A 17,143-nucleotide genomic window follows, 5' to 3' on the forward strand; every position below is an offset into this window, starting at 1 on the left:
TATTTGTTATACTATGAAGCATTTTAAAATCTTAATTGTTTTATTTCTGCTGTCCTGTGTCACGCATAAGACCAGTGCTCAAAATATTACTGTTAATCCAAATATCACGCCTATAGATTTAGTTCAAAATATTTTAATCAATAGTTCTTGTATTGCTATTGAAAATGTAAGCGCTTCAGGAAATCCGTCTGCAAATGGTCAAAGTTATGCTTCCTTCACCGCAGGAACTAATTTTCCTTTTTCGGGCGGACTTGTTCTAAGTACTTCGCCAAGTCAAAATGCAGAAGGTCCTTACAACCAAGCAGATTCTAAAGGTGTACAAGTACAATCGTGGAACGGTGATAATGACTTAAATAGAGCATTGGGCATTAACAATAGCAGACAAGCAACAGTATTAGAATTTGACTTTACTGCTTTGACGAATTCTATCAGCTTTAATTATCTGTTTGCTTCAAATGAATATCAGTTCAATTATCCATGCATTTATTCAGATGGTTTTGCCTTTTTAATTAAGGAAGTTGGAAGTTCCGAAGATTATAAAAATTTAGCAGTTCTGCCAAATTTAACTACGGCAGTTTCTGCGACAACTGTACATCCTAAAATAAATCCTATTACAACTCCAGAAGGAATAGTAAAAGGATGTGATGCTGAAAATGAAACTTATTTTAATGGTTATAATTCTGCAGTAAGTCCAATAAATTATGCGGGGCAAACCGTTGTAATGAATGCTTATACAGATGTAGTTCCTAATAAAAAATATCATCTAAAATTAGTTATTGCAGATGATGAGACCAGACAATATAACTCGGCTGTTTTTATACAAGCCGGAAGTTTTGTAACCCGAATAAATTTTGGACAAGATAGAACGGCTGCTAATAATAATCCTGTATGTTTTGGAGAAAATTTCGTTTTAGACACCAAATTAAGCACTTCTGATTACAATTTTAAATGGTTTAAAAAAGACGATTCTAATAATTATATCCAACTATCTGGCGCCATAACTTCTACATACGCTGTAATTACATCGGGAACTTATAAAGTAGAAGCTACATTAAACGGCACAACTTGCGTTTCAGTTGGGGAGATAACAATCGAATTTACGCCAGAAATTGCCTCAACAAATACTTCTTTATTGCAATGTGATGATAATACAGATGGAATTTCAATTTTTAATTTGACTAAAGCTGCCAATGTTGTGAAAAACAATGATACACAAATTATCAATCAAGGATACTATGAGAACTTAGCAAATGCACAAACCAAAACAAATCCAATTGTAAATCCAGAAAGTTACACCAATAAAGCTCCAAATCAAATTGTTTATGCCAGAATTGAGAATTCTTTCGGATGTTATACTACTCCACAAATTGCTTTAAACATTTCAAATTCAATTATTCCTGATCAATCTCCAATTGCAACTTGTGATGGTGACGATACTCAAGACGGTTTGTACCAATTTGATTTAAATTCTGAAGTAACACCCCAAGTTTTGACAGGATTACCAGCAGGATTGATTATCAATTATTATTTGACAGCAAATGATGCGATAACAGAAACAAACGTACTTCCTAATATTTTTAAAAATACAACGCCAAATAGTCAGACAATTTATGCTCGAGCAGCAAATGGCCCTGATTGTTATGATATAGCTCCAATAGAATTAATTGTCCACACTTTTGATCCTCCTAATTTTGAAGATGAACCACTGTATTTATGCAAAGGTTATCAGATAACATTAACGGTTGAGGCGGGTTTTCAAAGCTATACTTGGTCAAATGGAAACACTACAAATTCAACACAAATTGACACTGCTGGAGATTATTCTGTTACAGTAACTGATATTAATAATTGTCAAAAAACTAAAAAATTCAAAGTCATTCTATCTGAACCGGCAGTAATTACTGGAGCCGAAGTAAAAGATTTTTCAGGTATAGAAAATGCGGTACGAATTCAATATACTGGAGTTGGAAATTATGAATTCTCTCTAGAAGGCTCTGTTTTTCAAGATGATCCAACATTTACACAAGTAAATCCAGGTATTTATAATGCAATTGCCCGAGACAAAAATGGCTGCGGAATATCTAATTCGTTTGTAGTCTATGTGTTAGATTATCCTAGATTTTTTACTCCCAATGGCGACGGATATAACGACTTATGGGCAATCAAAAATATTGAAGAAATGCCTGATTATAGCATTTCAATTTTTGACCGTTATGGTAAATTGTTAAAACAAATGACTCAAAACAGTTTGGGCTGGAACGGAATCTTCAATGGACAACAATTGCCGTCAGATGATTATTGGTTTACACTTCAATTCATTAATGGAAAAAATGTTAAAGGTCATTTCAGCTTGAAAAGGTAAAGTAGAATTTTAACTAATTCTTTACTAAAAGCTTAAAACAATTTAAAAAGTAAAGCATAAAAAAATACAAAACATCAAATTTATCTTATATTTACTTTAAATTCTTATAAGATGAATTTATGTAAAACTTTACTCTTTCTTTTTTTACTTTCTACAAATATTTATTCGCAAAATGATTGCATCGATGCAATTGTAGTTTGCGGCAATTCTGGTTTTAAAGGTTTAAGTATACAAGGCGCCGGAAACGTTCAAGAAATTACAGGAGAAAACAGCTGTGGTTCTAGAGAAAATAATAGCGTATGGTTAAAAATTTCAATTAAAACTTCTGGAACGTTTGGTTTTATTATAAAACCTGAAAGTTCTGATCTTAACGAAGATTTTGATTTTTTTGTATTTGGTCCAGATGCAAAATGTACTTCATTAACATTTCCCATTCGCTGTTCTACCACAAATCCTAATATGGCAAAACTCACCTACAACCATACGGGAATGACAGCTGATTATTTTGACACGTCTGAAGGTCCTGCTGAACTTGGAGACGGGTATATCAAATGGATTAACGCAAATGCTGGAGAATCTTATTTTATTGTAATTGACAGGCCTGTCGGAATTAGTAATTTTTCTTTAGAATGGCTGGGCACAGCAACATTTGATGATGCACCAAGTATCAGCGTTCCTGTTTTAAGTGATTTGAATATTACAAAATCTGACTTTTCTGGACAGGCAAATTCTTCATTAATTTTTGATTTGACAGCAAATTCTCCAAAAATAACAGGATCTCAAACAGGAGTAAAAATTACTTATCATACTTCTGAAAATGATGCTATTATTAATAGCAATCCAATAGCAGATCCAACTGCTTACAGAAACACTACAAGTCCCGAAACTATTTTTGTGAGAGCAACAAACACGATTACACAATGTTATAATACTGCTTCTTTTACAATTAAAATAAATGACAAAGTTGTTTTTCCGAATAACAAGGTTGAAGTTTGTGATGAAAATGATGCAAATCCATTCGATGGAAAAACGAAAATTGATTTTGATCAAGTAACAAAAGTAGTTTTTGATAATGCTGATGTTTCTGGTTTAACTATCAATTATTATTTAACTCAAAGCGATGCTGATAATAACAGCAATCAATTGCCAAATCTTTTTAACAGCATTACACCATTTGAGCAATCGGTATTTATAAAAGCCTTTAATAGCCAGCTCAGCGCATCTGTAGCAGAAGTAAAAATTACTATAAATCCTTTACCGCCAGTAAACAATGTCAGTCTTGTACAATGTGATTCTGGTGAAAATGCTAATGGTTTTGTGTTGTTCAATTTAAAAGAAGCAAATGCAGCTTTGACCAATAATAATCCTGATCTTGAAACTTCTTTTTTTATAAGTAAGACCGATGCTGAAAGCAATACAGATCAATTGTCTACAGAGTATACCAATAGTAGCAATCCTCAAACTGTGTTTGCCAGAATCACTAATTTACAAACTAAATGTAGCAGCATCTCTACCGTAAATTTAAAAACCAATGTAATTTCGGTACAAACTTATCTATTAGATATTGCTTGTGATGATGATGAAAATGAAGATGGCATACATACCTTTAATTTAACCAACGCAAATATTCCTTTCACAAACACTCAAGAATTAAAATATTACGCTACAGAAAATGATGCTTTATTAGAACAAAATCAGATTCAGACACCTTCACAATATAACAACAAAGTCCCTTATAATGATTTTGTCTATGCAAGAATTGAAGAAGGAAATGAATGTTTTGGAATCAGTAAAATTAAATTAGAAGTCATCCGATTACCCGATATAGAAATTATTGGTACAACAACAAATGTCTGCGATAATGATTCTTCTTATTTTGCCCAATTAGATGCTGGAATAAAAGACATTAATACATTAAGTGACTTTGTATACGTCTGGAAAAAAGACGGTGTTGAAATATTGGACAAAACAGCATCAAATATCGAAGTCAATACCAGCGGAATTTATACTGTAACAGTCTTCAACAAAAATAATTGTTCTAAAACGAGAATAATTCAGGTTGTATCTTCAAACATTGCAACTATAGAAAGCGTTGAAGTTGTCGATTTACAAATTGATAATTCTAATAAAATTAAGATAAATGTTTCTGGAAGCGGAGATTATGAATTTAGTTTAAATACTCCAAACGGTCCTTTTCAAGATTCAAATGTATTTGAAAATATAAAATCTGGAATTTATGAAGTCTATATTAATGATAAAAAGAATTGTGGACTGGTCAGTAAAACAGTAGCCGTAATTGGTGTTCCACAATTTTTCACACCCAATAATGATGGTTTTAATGATTATTGGAATATCATTGGATTGAATGGCAATGAATATAAAAATTCCAAAATTTATATTTATGACAGATTTGGAAAATTACTAAAACAATTAACCACATTTGACAACGGCTGGGATGGAACATTTCAAGGAATTCCATTACCATCAGATGATTATTGGTATACTTTAAAATTAAGCGACCAGCGAGAAAGTAAAGGTCATTTTTCGTTGAAAAGGTAAATTCCAAGTAACTCAATTTTATAATAAAAAAGAATCCCAAACTCCATACGGAATTTGGGATTTTTATATTGAAATTGAAAACTAATTAGATTTTATATCTTTTTCTATCAGTTTCACTTAAATAAATCTTTCTTAAACGAAGAGATTTTGGAGTAACTTCAACATACTCATCTTTTTGAATATACTCTAAAGCTTCTTCTAATGAGAATTTGACAGCTGGAATAATTCTAGCTTTATCATCAGCTCCAGAAGAACGTACGTTAGAAAGTTTTTTCGTTTTAGTAACGTTAACAGTCATATCGTCGCTACGAGTGTTTTCTCCAATAACCTGACCTTCATAAATATCTTCGTTAGGATCAACAAAGAATTTACCACGATCTTGTAACTTATCTATAGAGTAAGGAATTGCTTTTCCATTTTCCATAGAGATTAATGAACCGTTGTTACGTCCAGGAATTTCTCCTTTGTAAGGCTCATATCCAATGAAACGGTGTGCCATGATAGCTTCACCAGCAGTAGCAGTAAGCAATTGATTTCTTAAACCAATGATTCCACGAGATGGAATATTAAATTTAATAATCATACGCTCTCCTTTACCTTCCATAGAAAGCATTTCACCTTTACGGATAGTAACAAATTCAACTGCTCTACCTGAAAGGTTTTCTGGTAAGTCGATAGTTAATTCCTCAATCGGCTCACATTTAACACCATCAACTTCTTTGATGATAACTTGCGGCTGACCAATTTGAAGCTCATACCCTTCTCTTCTCATTGTTTCGATAAGAACAGATAAGTGTAATACACCACGACCAAAAACCATGAATTTATCAGCAGAATCAGTCTCTCCAACTTTCATTGCTAAGTTTTTCTCAAGCTCTTTTGTCAATCTTTCACGAATATGTCTAGAAGTAACAAATTTACCTTCTTTACCAAAGAAAGGAGAATCGTTAATTGTAAACAACATACTCATTGTTGGCTCATCGATAGCGATAGTTTGTAAAGCTTCTGGGTTTTCGAAGTCAGCGATAGTATCACCAATTTCAAATCCTTCAATACCTACAACAGCACAAATATCTCCAGCAATAACTTGATCTACTTTTCTACGGCCTAAACCTTCAAAAGTGTGTAATTCTTTAATTCTAGATTTGATTACTTTACCGTCTCTTTTTACTAAAGAGATTGGCATTCCTTCTTTCAATACACCTCTTTCAAGACGACCAATTGCGATACGACCTGTAAAAGAAGAGAAATCTAAAGATGTAATCAACATTTGAGGAGTACCTTCAGATACTTTTGGAGCAGGAACATTAGCGATAACCATGTCTAATAATGGTTCAATGTTTTCTGTTTGATTTCTCCAATCATCAGACATCCAGTTGTTCTTAGCAGAACCGTAAACCGCTGGGAAATCTAATTGCTCTTCAGTTGCACCTAATTCAAACATTAGATCAAAAACTTTCTCGTGAACTTCTTCTGGAGTACAGTTTTCTTTATCAACTTTATTGATAACTACGCAAGGTTTCAATCCTAAATCGATCGCTTTTTGCAAAACAAAACGAGTTTGAGGCATTGGTCCTTCAAAAGCATCAACTAGCAAACATACACCATCGGCCATGTTCAATACACGTTCTACTTCACCACCAAAATCGGCGTGGCCTGGGGTGTCAATAATATTGATTTTTGTTCCTTTATATTGAACCGATACGTTCTTAGAAGTAATTGTAATACCTCTCTCACGCTCTAAATCGTTATTATCTAGGATTAAATCACCTGTGTTTTCGTTTTCACGAAATAATTGACAGTGATACATAATTTTATCAACCAAAGTGGTTTTACCGTGATCGACGTGGGCAATAATTGCAATGTTTCTAATAGATTCCATCTGTGATTTTTAATGGGCGCAAAGGTACACTTTATTTTTTAATAAAAAACGTTTCTGACATAGTTTGCGTATATACAATCAATTAGTTAATATAAAACACCAAAATATCGCCTTCAAAATAATATTAACATATGTTTAGTTATAGTTAATTTAACTATATTTGAGGTAATGAAAAGTAAAACTCTCCAAATTACTCTTATTTATTCAATCATCTCGATAATTATGGCAGTTTTGTGTCATATATTACTCATAAGTTACTTTTCTTCATCAGAATATCAATATTTATCACTTATAAAAGACATTATCTTTATTCTAATTACAGGATTGGTTTTCAAGTTTATACTGGCAAAAAATGAAAAAAGGAGTATTACCATTTTTGAAAAGCTAAACAAAACCAATGAAGAAATAAAGGAATCTAATGAGAAATATGACATCGTAGCAAAAGCAACAAGCGATACTATCTGGGATTGGAAAATTCAAGAGGATAGTATTAATTGGAACAAAGGAATTGAAAGTGTTTTTGGTTACAACCCTGAAGAAGTTGGAAAAACTTCTAAATGGTGGTTTGACAAAATTCACCCAGAAGACAGTATCCGAATGTCAATAAAATTATATTCTTTTATTGAGCAAAAAACAGAAAAATGGCAGGATCAATACCGTTTTAGATGCGCAGACGGGACTTATAAATATGTTTTGGACAGAGGTTTTTTATTGAAAGATGAAAGCGGAAGAGCCATTAGAATGATTGGTGCTATTCAAGACATTACTAAACAAAAAGAAGAAGAACAACGTTTAAAGCTTTTAGAAACTGTAATTACTCAATCTAGAGATTCTATTTTGATCACAGAAGCCAATTCGCCTGACGGAAAAATCCCTAAAATTGTTTATGTTAATCCAGCATTTTCGCAAATGTCCGGATACCAATCCAATGAAATAATTGGAAAGTCACCTAACATCTTTAAGGGGCCGAATTCTGATTCTGAAGAATTAAAGAAACTTTTACGTGCTATAAAAAACGAAGAAGAATGTCTAATTGAAACTATCAGCTATACCAAAAATAAAGAAGAATTTTGGGTACGTTTTTCCATGATTCCAATTTTCAGCAACGAAGGAGCTATTTCGCACTGGATTTCCATACAAAGAGATATTACCGACGAGAAAAAACTGGAAACAGAAAAAGAACATCTTATTCGAGAATTAACCCAAAACAATAAAGACTTAAAACAATTCTCTTACATTACATCTCATAACCTTAGAGCTCCATTATCTAATTTAATCGGACTTTTAAATTTAATTGAAGACATCCCTGTAGAAAATGAAGAACTTCAGGAAATCCTTACTGGTTTTACAAAATCAACACATTTATTAAACGAAACAATTAATGACTTAGTAAAAGTCATTATCATTAAAGACAATCCTTCGATGCAAAAAGAAGAAGCATCTTTAGAAGAAGTTTTTGAAAATGTATTCAGTCAGCTGTCATTCCAAATAGAATTGCACAAACCTATAATCAAACTTAAGTTCGACAAAGTACCAGAGCTCATTACCAATAAAGCATATATTGAAAGTATTTTATTAAACTTACTTACCAATTCCATCAAATATAAATCAGAGAATAGAAAATTAAAAATATCTATAACTGCAGAAAAAATCGATAATAAAACAATCCTAACCTTTAAAGACAACGGAATTGGAATTGATTTAGAAAGAAACCGAGACAAAGTATTTGGTCTTTATCAAAGATTTCACAATTATCCAGATAGCAAAGGATTAGGTCTTTATCTCGTGAAATCGCAGGTAGAAACAATGGGAGGAACTATTTCTATAGACAGCGAAGTTAACAAAGGAACCACATTTACAATAACATTTAAAAATTAATATTATGCTTGAGCAGATCTTATGCGTTGACGATGATCCAATCACATTGATGCTATGCAAAAAGGTAATTTCGAAATCTTCATTTTCACATGAAGTTATTACAGCTCAAAACGGTGAAGAAGCCCTCCATCATTTCAACACCTTAAAATACACAAACGATAAAAATAAAAGAAAACCAGAATTGATTTTCTTAGATTTAAACATGCCAATAATGGGCGGATGGGAGTTTTTAGATCATTTTACTTCTTCAGATTATGACGAATTCAACTCTGCTCCTGTAATTGTGCTGTCCTCTACAATTGACCCAGAAGATTTAGCTAAAGCAAAACAATATCCTATTATAATCGATTTTCTTTCTAAACCCATTACACAGCCAATGCTGGAATATCTTAAAAAGAAAATAGATCTTTAAACTTAAAAATTTCACATCAAAAAATCCAAATTCCAATCTTTTAAAATTAGAATTTGGATTTTTGATTTTGATCTAATAAACAAAGCGTTTACTTAAACTTTCATTTTTAGCAGAAACAAAAAAGTCCTCGAATGAGGACTTTTATATATCTTTCAAATTGTATTTAATTACAATTTAGCAACATGTTTAGTTAATTTAGACTTCAAGTTAGAAGCTTTATTATCATGAATGATGTTCTTTTTAGCTAATTTATCAATCATAGAGATTACAGTTGATAATTTTGCAGCAGCATCAGACTTATCAGTAGCTAATCTTAATGCTTTAATTGCATTACGAGTAGTTTTATGTTGATATCTGTTAAGAACTCTTCTTTTTTCGTTACTTCTGATTCTTTTTAATGCTGACTTATGATTTGCCATTTTCTTTAATTTTAGATGTAATAATTTATTATAAATACTAGTTAAAAAAGAAAAACCTCCCACAATTGTAAAACAATCACTTTGGTTTTAACTAATAAAATAAAAACCGAGACACCAATTTTTATTTTACAAAACTTATTTACAACTAATTTGTAGTCCGTAGGGGAATCGAACCCCTGTTACCAGGATGAAAACCTGGCGTCCTAACCCCTAGACGAACGGACCATAATTCTCCTAAGTTTGGAAACTTTTCAATATGTAATATAACTTGTAGTCCGTGGGGGAATCGAACCCCCCTTACCAGGATGAAAACCTGGCGTCCTAACCGATAGACGAACGGACCGTGCTTCTGTATTGCGGATGCAAAGATACATCTATTTTTTAGTTGCACAATAGTTAACACAAAAAAAAATATATTTTTTTAATATGCCTTAGCAAAAAGCACTCTTTTAGAAGAAGGATTCCCAGTAAACACACAGGTTCCCACCTCTTCAACAGCATCTAAAGGGATACATCTAATAGTTGCTTTTGTCAATTCTTTTATCTTCTCTTCTGTTGCAGCAGTTCCGTCCCAGTGAGCAGACAAAAAGCCTCCTTTACCTTCAAGAACTTCTTTAAACTCCTCAAAATTATTTACTTCTGTAATATGAGTATTGCGGTAGTTTAATGCTCTGTCAAATAAATCTTTTTGAATTTGTTCTAACAAGTCATTAATGTATTCAACAATTTTTTCACCTTCAACAACTTCTTTAGTCAAATTATCACGTCTTGCAACCTCAAAAGTTCCGTTTTCTAGATCTTTTGGACCAACAGCAATTCTAACAGGAACACCTTTCAATTCCCATTCAGCAAATTTGAATCCTGGTTTTTGAGTTGTTCTGTCATCGTATTTAACCGAAATCTTAAGCTTTTTCAATTTCGCAGTCAATTCATTAACCGCTGCCGTAATCTGTGCTAATTGTTCATCTGTTTTATGAATCGGCACAATAACAACTTGTATTGGCGCTAAATTTGGAGGCAGTACTAATCCTTGATCGTCAGAATGCGTCATAATCAAAGCTCCCATTAAACGAGTAGAAACTCCCCACGATGTTCCCCAAACATGTTCCTGTTTTCCTTCTGCATTAGCAAACTTAACATCAAAAGCTTTTGCAAAGTTTTGTCCTAAAAAGTGAGATGTACCAGCCTGTAATGCTTTTCCATCCTGCATTAAAGCTTCAATACAATAAGTTTCATCTGCACCTGCAAAACGTTCTGTTTCAGTTTTAAAACCTTTTACTACCGGAATTGCCATAAAACTTTCTGCAAAATCAGCATAAACATTCATCATTTTTTCAGATTCCTCAATAGCTTCTGCTTTAGTAGCATGAGCAGTATGCCCTTCCTGCCATAAAAACTCAGCTGTTCTCAAAAACAAACGCGTACGCATTTCCCATCGAACCACATTAGCCCATTGGTTAATCAATAAAGGCAAATCTCTATATGATTGTACCCATCCTTTATAGGTAGACCAAATAATTGCCTCACTAGTTGGACGAACAATAAGCTCCTCTTCTAACTTTGCATTAGGATCAACCATTAATTTTCCAGGTTTTTCTGGATCGTTTTTTAATCTATAATGTGTTACAACAGCACATTCTTTTGCAAATCCTTCAGCATTCTTCTCCTCAGCCTCAAACATGCTTTTCGGCACGAACAAAGGAAAATACGCATTTTGATGTCCAGTTTCTTTGAACATACGATCTAATTCAGCCTGCATTTTTTCCCAAATAGCATATCCGTATGGTTTAATTACCATACAGCCTCTAACTCCTGAATTTTCAGCTAGATCTGCTTTTACAACCAGCTCGTTATACCATTTCGAATAATCTTCTGATCTTGTAGTGAGGTTCTTACTCATATTGTATAGTTTGGCACAAATTTTGTTTTAATAATTTTAACTAAATAGTTTGACAAAACTAACTATTTTTGTAATGTGCAACAATAAAAAACACCACAGATATGAAAACTAACATTTCTCTTCGCCAAAACTCTAATCATTTTTACTTAATTGGATTATTGAGTTTATTACTTGCGTCGTGTGGTTCTTACCAAAATTCATCTTATCATGACAATGATGGTGTATACGGTAATTCTTCATCAAACAGATATGTGCAGCAGTCTAATGGCACAAACAATCAATACAAAGATTATTTCAGATCACTGCAAGATGATAACCAACCGACAGAAATTTTTACTGACGTTGACAATTATACCAATTATTCAGAAAATGACAGTATTCAAACAGCTTCTGTAGCTTATCCTGCATGGGGAAGCAGTAGCTCTGACGTTTCTGTAAACGTATACTCAAACCCATCATGGTCATTTGGCTTTGGAATGGGCTATCCTTATTATGGATGGGGCTATGGCGGATACTGGGGCTGGGGATACCCAGGTTACTGGGGAGGCTGGGGTTATCCAGGATACTGGGGACCAGGCTGGGGCTATCCAGGATATTGGGGAGGCGGTTACTACGGCTACAATAACTATAACTACACTTACGGAAGAAGAGGTTCTGCCGCATATTATGGAAACAGAAATTATGCATACAACCGAAGCTACACTTCTAACAGAGGTTTTACAACAAATAGAAACTACACTACTAACAGAGGAAGTTACACAACCAATAGAAACTACACAACAAACAGATCTAATGGTTATACTGACTTTAGAAGATCTAATATGAATGGAGGAACTAGTCCGTCATTTACAAATAGAAGAGCTAATACCAATAGTGTAGATTACAGTAACTCTAGAAGATCTTACAACAATAGTAACACTACGACAAACAGAAGCTACAATTACAACAATAGCAACAACAGCAGTTCATCAAGAAGCTACACTCCTAGCAGTCCATCACGTTCAATGAACAGCGGTGGCGGTGGAAGCATGAGATCTTCTGGCGGCGGCGGTGGCGGCGGTATGAGATCTGGCGGTGGCGGAGGAAGAAGATAATTTTTTCTCACTAAACTAAATTCAAACTAAAACTTATCCAAATGAAAAAAATACTTTTCCTACTTATAACAGGACTAACTGCCAGCGCGTCATATTCTCAAGAAGTTTCAGATGCTTTGCGTTATTCTCAAGACAATCTAACAGGAACTGCAAGATTTAGAGCTATGAGCGGTGCTTTCGGTGCTGTTGGAGGGGATTTATCATCTTTAAGCGTCAACCCAGCTGGTTCTGCAGTTTTTAATACCAATCAAGTTGGAATATCTTTTAGTAATCAAAACATTAAAAATAATTCTGAGTACTTTGGAACTCAAACTTCAGATAAAGAAAACTCTTTTATTTTGAATCAAGCGGGAGGTGTTTTTGTTTTTAAAGATCGTAATCCTAACAACGGTTGGAATAAAATTGCTATTGGCGCGACATACGAGAATACAAATAATTTTAATAATGATATTTTCTCTGCTGGAACAAATCCAATCAATTCTGTTGATGACTATTTCTTATCCTTTGCGAATGGAATTCCTTTACAAGATATTGATGGATTAGATTATAGAGATTTAAACTATAGAGAGCAACAGGCTTATATGGGATACTGGGGACATGTTGTTGACCCTGCATCTAATACACCAGGAAATACTCAATACATTAGTAATGTTCCTGCCGGAGGAAATTATTATCAAGAAAACGAAATCCACACTAGAGGTTACAACAGTAAAGTAGGTTTTAATATTGCAACTTCATACAAAGATAGACTTTATTTAGGAGCCAACTTAAATGTTCACGTAACTGACTATAGAAGATCGACAAGTTTTTACGAAGACAACAGCAATCCATTACAACCTTATGAAACTATTTCAAATTTACGTTTCAATAACGAATTGTATACTTATGGAAATGGTTTTTCTTTCCAGCTTGGAGCTATAGGAAAAGTAACTGACGCTTTTAGACTAGGTGTTGCTTATGAATCGAATACTTGGTATGAACTATATGATGAAACTTCACAAAGTATTTACACTACAAGACAAGCAGATGGCGGACAACCTTTAAATGCGAATGTTAACCCGAATATTGTAAATGTATACGAATCATACACTTTACAAACTCCAGACAAATGGACTTTTAGCGCTGCGTATGTTTTTGGAAAATCAGGTTTATTAAGTGTTGATTATGCTGTAAAAAATTACGGAAATGCAAAATTCAAACCTACAAATGATGCTGGTTTCAGAGGAATCAACAGTGATATCAGTAATGATCTAACTAGTACAGGAGAGCTTCGTATTGGTGGTGAATATAAAATTAATCAACTAAGTTTACGAGCTGGATATCGTTTCGAAGGAAGTCCGTACAAAAATGGAACTACTGTGGGAGATTTAACCAGCTATTCTGGTGGTTTGGGTTACAATTTTGGAGGCACTAAATTAGATTTAGCTTACTCTTATTTAGAAAGAAAATCGAATCAAGGATTTTTTGCTACAGGTTTTACAGATGGGGCTAACCTGTCTTCAAAACTAAACAATGTAACACTTACTTTATTATTTGAATTGTAATTAAGAATAAATAGATGAATGAAAATTTCCGTTTGGTATTTACTGAACGGATTTTTTTTTTACTCCTAATCTAAGATCATTTTTATTTTTAATCTCAAAATAACATCCTAAAAGCAAAATCCGCTTCATAAAAAACACCTAAAACATGCTGAAACTAGTGTGTTTGAATAAAAAAAGTGTAATTTTGCACTCCAATTTATAAAAGTATGAGAACCAAGTCTTTAAAAAAGAACAAAATTAACGTAATCACTCTTGGGTGTTCAAAAAATGTTTATGACAGTGAAGTCCTTATGGGTCAGCTGCGTGCCAATGGAAAAGAAGTTGAACATGAAGCTCCAGCAGAAAAAGAAGGAAACATTATTGTAATCAACACTTGTGGTTTTATTGATAATGCAAAAGCAGAATCGGTAAACATGATTTTGGAATATGCCGATAAAAAAGACAGAGGACTTGTAGATAAAGTTTTCGTTACAGGATGTTTATCTGAACGTTACAGACCAGATTTAGAAAAAGAAATTCCAAATGTGGATCAATATTTTGGAACTACAGAATTACCTCAATTATTAAAAGCTCTAGGAGCAGATTATAAACATGAATTACTTGGAGAGCGTTTGACTACGACTCCAAAAAATTATGCTTACCTAAAAATTGCAGAGGGCTGCGACAGACCTTGTAGTTTTTGTGCAATTCCTTTAATGAGAGGTTCGCACGTTTCTCAGCCAATTGAAAAATTAGTTAAAGAAGCTCAAGGTTTGGCTAAAAACGGCGTTAAAGAGTTAATTTTGATTGCTCAAGATTTAACTTATTATGGACTTGATCTTTATAAAAAAAGAAATCTTGCGGAACTTTTAGAAGAATTAGCAAAAGTTGAAGGCATAGAATGGATTCGTCTTCATTATGCTTATCCAACTGGTTTCCCAATGGATGTTTTGGAATTAATGAAACGCGAACCAAAAATCTGTAATTATATTGATATTCCGTTACAGCATATTTCAGATTCGATTTTAAAATCGATGCGTCGTGGTACAACTCAAGCTAAAACAACTCAGCTATTAAAAGATTTCCGTGCTGCAGTTCCAGGAATGGCAATTAGAACTACTTTAATTGTTGGTTATCCAGGTGAAACTCAAGAGGATTTTGAAATTTTGAAAGATTTTGTTCAAGAAATGAAATTTGACAGAATGGGATGTTTTGCTTATTCTCACGAAGAAAATACTCATGCTTATTTATTGGAAGACAATGTTCCAGATGACGTCAAACAGGCTAGAGCAAATGAGATTATGGAATTACAGTCTCAAATTTCTTGGGATTTAAACCAAGAAAAAGTAGGCAAGACTTTCAAATGTATTATCGACAGAAAAGAAGGAGCACATTTTGTTGGACGTACAGAGTTTGACAGCCCTGATGTTGACAATGAAGTATTAATTGATGCTTCTAAACATTACGTAAAAACAGGTGAATTTGTTAATATAAAAATAATTGAAGCTACAGAATTTGATTTATACGGAGAACCTGCTTAAATTTACGCTGAACAATAGTTAACATTAGATAAAAGATACTTTTATGAAACCAATTCAAACTTTATTTATTTTAGTTTTAAGCCTATTCTTTTTCGATAGTGCCTCTGCACAATATGGAAACGGATACAACAATGGTTATGGTAATGGCTATGGCAACGGTTACGGAAGAGGCGGCGGAATGGACAGAAGTATGATGGCAGGACAGCAGCAAGGTTCACAAAGTAAGCCTAAAGAAATTCCTGTTGAAGAAACGGCTGGTAAAATTGTCGAACAAATGAAACCTGATGTAAATCTTGATGACTTACAAGCAATTGCTATTACAAATGTTTTGACAGACAGTTTAAGAGAACAAGGTATTTTATTGAAAAATGAAAGCAGCAGTCAAGAGCAAAAAATTGAGCAGATAAAAGCTTTAAGAGAAAGTACTGATAAAAAAATTGGCTCTTTTTTAAATCCAGATCAAATAGAGAAGTACAAAACTTTCATGGAGAAGCTAAAAGAAGGCAAAACAGGAAAATCTAAAAAGAAAAAAGACAAAGACTCAAAAAAATCTAAAGAAAATACAGAAGTAAAAGAAAACACAGATACGAAAATCGAAGAATAATCGTTTAAAACCATAAACAACGAATTATGACAAAAAAACATTTTTGTTATCTTATTTTAGCTGTTATAATCAGCTCTTGCTCTACAAATCCGTATAAGAATACGGAAAAAGCATATGACCAGCAGTTAAAAACTTTAGAAAACCAGATTACCAACAAAGAAGCAAAACCAATTCCTGCAACTCCTGTTGTAATTGATACTTCTTATGCACAACAATTAGGAATTATAAAAGATACTTTATCTAAAACTGGTTCTACCTATTTAGTAAATGGAATTAATACAGAGTGGATTGGTACCGTAAACTTTAATTTAAGAAAACCAAGTTTCGTTATTATTCATCATACTGCTCAAGATTCGCTTCAGCAGACTATTAGTACTTTTACAAAAACAAAAACTCAGGTTAGCGCACATTATGTTATTTCTGAAAATGGAAAAGTAGTCCAAATGCTTAACGATTACCTTAGAGCTTGGCATGCTGGAAATTCTACTTGGGGAAAAACAACAGATTTAAATTCCTGTTCTATCGGAATTGAATTAGACAATAATGGTTTCAAACCTTTTACAGAGGCACAAATCAACAGTCTTGTTGCTTTGCTGACTAAGCTGAAAAAAGACTATAACATTCCGACTCAAAACTTTTTAGGTCACGCCGATATTGCTCCAGGAAGGAAACAAGACCCAAGTGCTTTATTTCCTTGGAAAACACTTGCCGAAAAAGGTTTCGGAATCTGGCCGGATGAAATTCTAGAACCTGCACCATTCGATTTTAAAATCGAACCTGCGCTACGAATAATTGGATATAATACTAAAAATTTAACTGCAGCAATTCAGGCATTTAAATTACATTATATTCAAACCGACGCAACCTCAACCTTAGACAGAAAAACAATTGATACTATTTATTCGATTTACAAAAAACAAGTTCAATAAATAAGATTCAATTTTTAAAATAAGCAACGCATTTCTAAGT

12 protein-coding genes and 2 tRNA genes are annotated in these 17,143 nt (G+C 33.2%); 9 read left to right on the forward strand and 5 right to left on the reverse strand.

Annotated features, from left to right (window positions below):
• The first annotated feature begins 13 nt into the window (after window positions 1–13).
• Together QE431_RS16745 and QE431_RS16750 are read left to right on the forward strand one after the other, a co-directional pair.
• Window positions 14–2,362 (forward strand): T9SS type B sorting domain-containing protein, encoded by a 2,349-nt coding sequence (locus tag QE431_RS16745; protein WP_307297881.1) that lies wholly within the window; start codon window positions 14–16, stop codon window positions 2,360–2,362.
• A 111-nt stretch (window positions 2,363–2,473) separates the two neighbouring features.
• On the forward strand, window positions 2,474–4,921 hold the full coding sequence (locus QE431_RS16750) for a T9SS type B sorting domain-containing protein (RefSeq protein ID WP_307297883.1): 2,448 nt from the start codon (window positions 2,474–2,476) through the stop codon (window positions 4,919–4,921).
• An 85-nt stretch (window positions 4,922–5,006) separates the two neighbouring features.
• On the opposite strand, the gene typA is transcribed toward QE431_RS16750, so the two are convergent.
• The gene (gene typA, locus QE431_RS16755) at window positions 5,007–6,803 is read right to left on the reverse strand and encodes a translational GTPase TypA (RefSeq protein ID WP_057116831.1); all 1,797 of its coding nucleotides are present in this window, start codon (window positions 6,801–6,803) and stop codon (window positions 5,007–5,009) included.
• 168 nt (window positions 6,804–6,971) lie between these two features.
• Here typA and QE431_RS16760 point away from each other — a divergent pair, with 168 nt between their 5' ends.
• Together QE431_RS16760 and QE431_RS16765 are read left to right on the forward strand one after the other, a co-directional pair.
• The gene (locus QE431_RS16760; protein WP_281866385.1) at window positions 6,972–8,681 is read left to right on the forward strand and encodes a PAS domain-containing protein; all 1,710 of its coding nucleotides are present in this window, start codon (window positions 6,972–6,974) and stop codon (window positions 8,679–8,681) included.
• Window positions 8,682–8,685: 4 nt separating this feature from the next.
• A complete protein-coding gene (locus QE431_RS16765; RefSeq protein ID WP_057116833.1) occupies window positions 8,686–9,093 on the forward strand; it encodes a response regulator in 408 nt (135 codons plus the stop codon).
• Between the two features lie 167 nt (window positions 9,094–9,260).
• On the opposite strand, the gene rpsT is transcribed toward QE431_RS16765, so the two are convergent.
• From rpsT to proS, 4 genes are all read right to left on the reverse strand, one after another.
• The gene (gene rpsT / locus QE431_RS16770) at window positions 9,261–9,512 is read right to left on the reverse strand and encodes a 30S ribosomal protein S20 (protein ID WP_012026903.1); all 252 of its coding nucleotides are present in this window, start codon (window positions 9,510–9,512) and stop codon (window positions 9,261–9,263) included.
• Between the two features lie 153 nt (window positions 9,513–9,665).
• Window positions 9,666–9,737, reverse strand: a tRNA-Glu gene (locus QE431_RS16775).
• A gap of 46 nt (window positions 9,738–9,783) precedes the next feature.
• Window positions 9,784–9,855 (reverse strand) — tRNA-Glu (locus QE431_RS16780).
• A gap of 78 nt (window positions 9,856–9,933) precedes the next feature.
• Complete coding sequence (gene proS, locus QE431_RS16785) at window positions 9,934–11,412, reverse strand: proline--tRNA ligase (protein WP_307297916.1); 1,479 nt, start codon at window positions 11,410–11,412, stop codon at window positions 9,934–9,936.
• 101 nt (window positions 11,413–11,513) lie between these two features.
• Between proS and QE431_RS16790 the strand changes: the two genes are divergently transcribed.
• From QE431_RS16790 to QE431_RS16810, 5 genes are all read left to right on the forward strand, one after another.
• Window positions 11,514–12,506 carry a hypothetical protein gene (locus QE431_RS16790; protein WP_307297919.1) on the forward strand — a complete coding sequence of 331 codons (993 nt, stop codon included), beginning with the start codon at window positions 11,514–11,516 and terminating at the stop codon, window positions 12,504–12,506.
• A gap of 41 nt (window positions 12,507–12,547) precedes the next feature.
• Window positions 12,548–14,050 carry an OmpP1/FadL family transporter gene (locus tag QE431_RS16795; protein WP_307297922.1) on the forward strand — a complete coding sequence of 501 codons (1,503 nt, stop codon included), beginning with the start codon at window positions 12,548–12,550 and terminating at the stop codon, window positions 14,048–14,050.
• A 206-nt stretch (window positions 14,051–14,256) separates the two neighbouring features.
• A complete protein-coding gene (gene rimO, locus QE431_RS16800) occupies window positions 14,257–15,570 on the forward strand; it encodes a 30S ribosomal protein S12 methylthiotransferase RimO (protein ID WP_057116837.1) in 1,314 nt (437 codons plus the stop codon).
• 43 nt (window positions 15,571–15,613) lie between these two features.
• Window positions 15,614–16,174 (forward strand): hypothetical protein, encoded by a 561-nt coding sequence (locus QE431_RS16805; RefSeq protein WP_057116838.1) that lies wholly within the window; start codon window positions 15,614–15,616, stop codon window positions 16,172–16,174.
• 26 nt (window positions 16,175–16,200) lie between these two features.
• Window positions 16,201–17,103 carry an N-acetylmuramoyl-L-alanine amidase gene (locus tag QE431_RS16810; RefSeq protein ID WP_057116839.1) on the forward strand — a complete coding sequence of 301 codons (903 nt, stop codon included), beginning with the start codon at window positions 16,201–16,203 and terminating at the stop codon, window positions 17,101–17,103.
• Window positions 17,104–17,143: the final 40 nt, after the last annotated feature.

This window comes from Flavobacterium sp. SORGH_AS_0622 (assembly GCF_030818825.1).
Taxonomy (GTDB): domain Bacteria; phylum Bacteroidota; class Bacteroidia; order Flavobacteriales; family Flavobacteriaceae; genus Flavobacterium.

Bases quoted from the DNA above. Each gene is read 5' to 3' on its own strand.
- QE431_RS16745 (WP_307297881.1), top strand. From the start codon at position 14: ATGAAGCATTTTAAAATCTTAATTGTTTTATTTCTGCTGTCCTGTGTC.
- QE431_RS16750 (WP_307297883.1), top strand. From the start codon at position 2,474: ATGAATTTATGTAAAACTTTACTCTTTCTTTTTTTACTTTCTACAAAT.
- typA (WP_057116831.1), bottom strand. From the start codon at position 6,803: ATGGAATCTATTAGAAACATTGCAATTATTGCCCACGTCGATCACGGT.
- QE431_RS16760 (WP_281866385.1), top strand. From the start codon at position 6,972: ATGAAAAGTAAAACTCTCCAAATTACTCTTATTTATTCAATCATCTCG.
- QE431_RS16765 (WP_057116833.1), top strand. From the start codon at position 8,686: ATGCTTGAGCAGATCTTATGCGTTGACGATGATCCAATCACATTGATG.
- rpsT (WP_012026903.1), bottom strand. From the start codon at position 9,512: ATGGCAAATCATAAGTCAGCATTAAAAAGAATCAGAAGTAACGAAAAA.
- proS (WP_307297916.1), bottom strand. From the start codon at position 11,412: ATGAGTAAGAACCTCACTACAAGATCAGAAGATTATTCGAAATGGTAT.
- QE431_RS16790 (WP_307297919.1), top strand. From the start codon at position 11,514: ATGAAAACTAACATTTCTCTTCGCCAAAACTCTAATCATTTTTACTTA.
- QE431_RS16795 (WP_307297922.1), top strand. From the start codon at position 12,548: ATGAAAAAAATACTTTTCCTACTTATAACAGGACTAACTGCCAGCGCG.
- rimO (WP_057116837.1), top strand. From the start codon at position 14,257: ATGAGAACCAAGTCTTTAAAAAAGAACAAAATTAACGTAATCACTCTT.
- QE431_RS16805 (WP_057116838.1), top strand. From the start codon at position 15,614: ATGAAACCAATTCAAACTTTATTTATTTTAGTTTTAAGCCTATTCTTT.
- QE431_RS16810 (WP_057116839.1), top strand. From the start codon at position 16,201: ATGACAAAAAAACATTTTTGTTATCTTATTTTAGCTGTTATAATCAGC.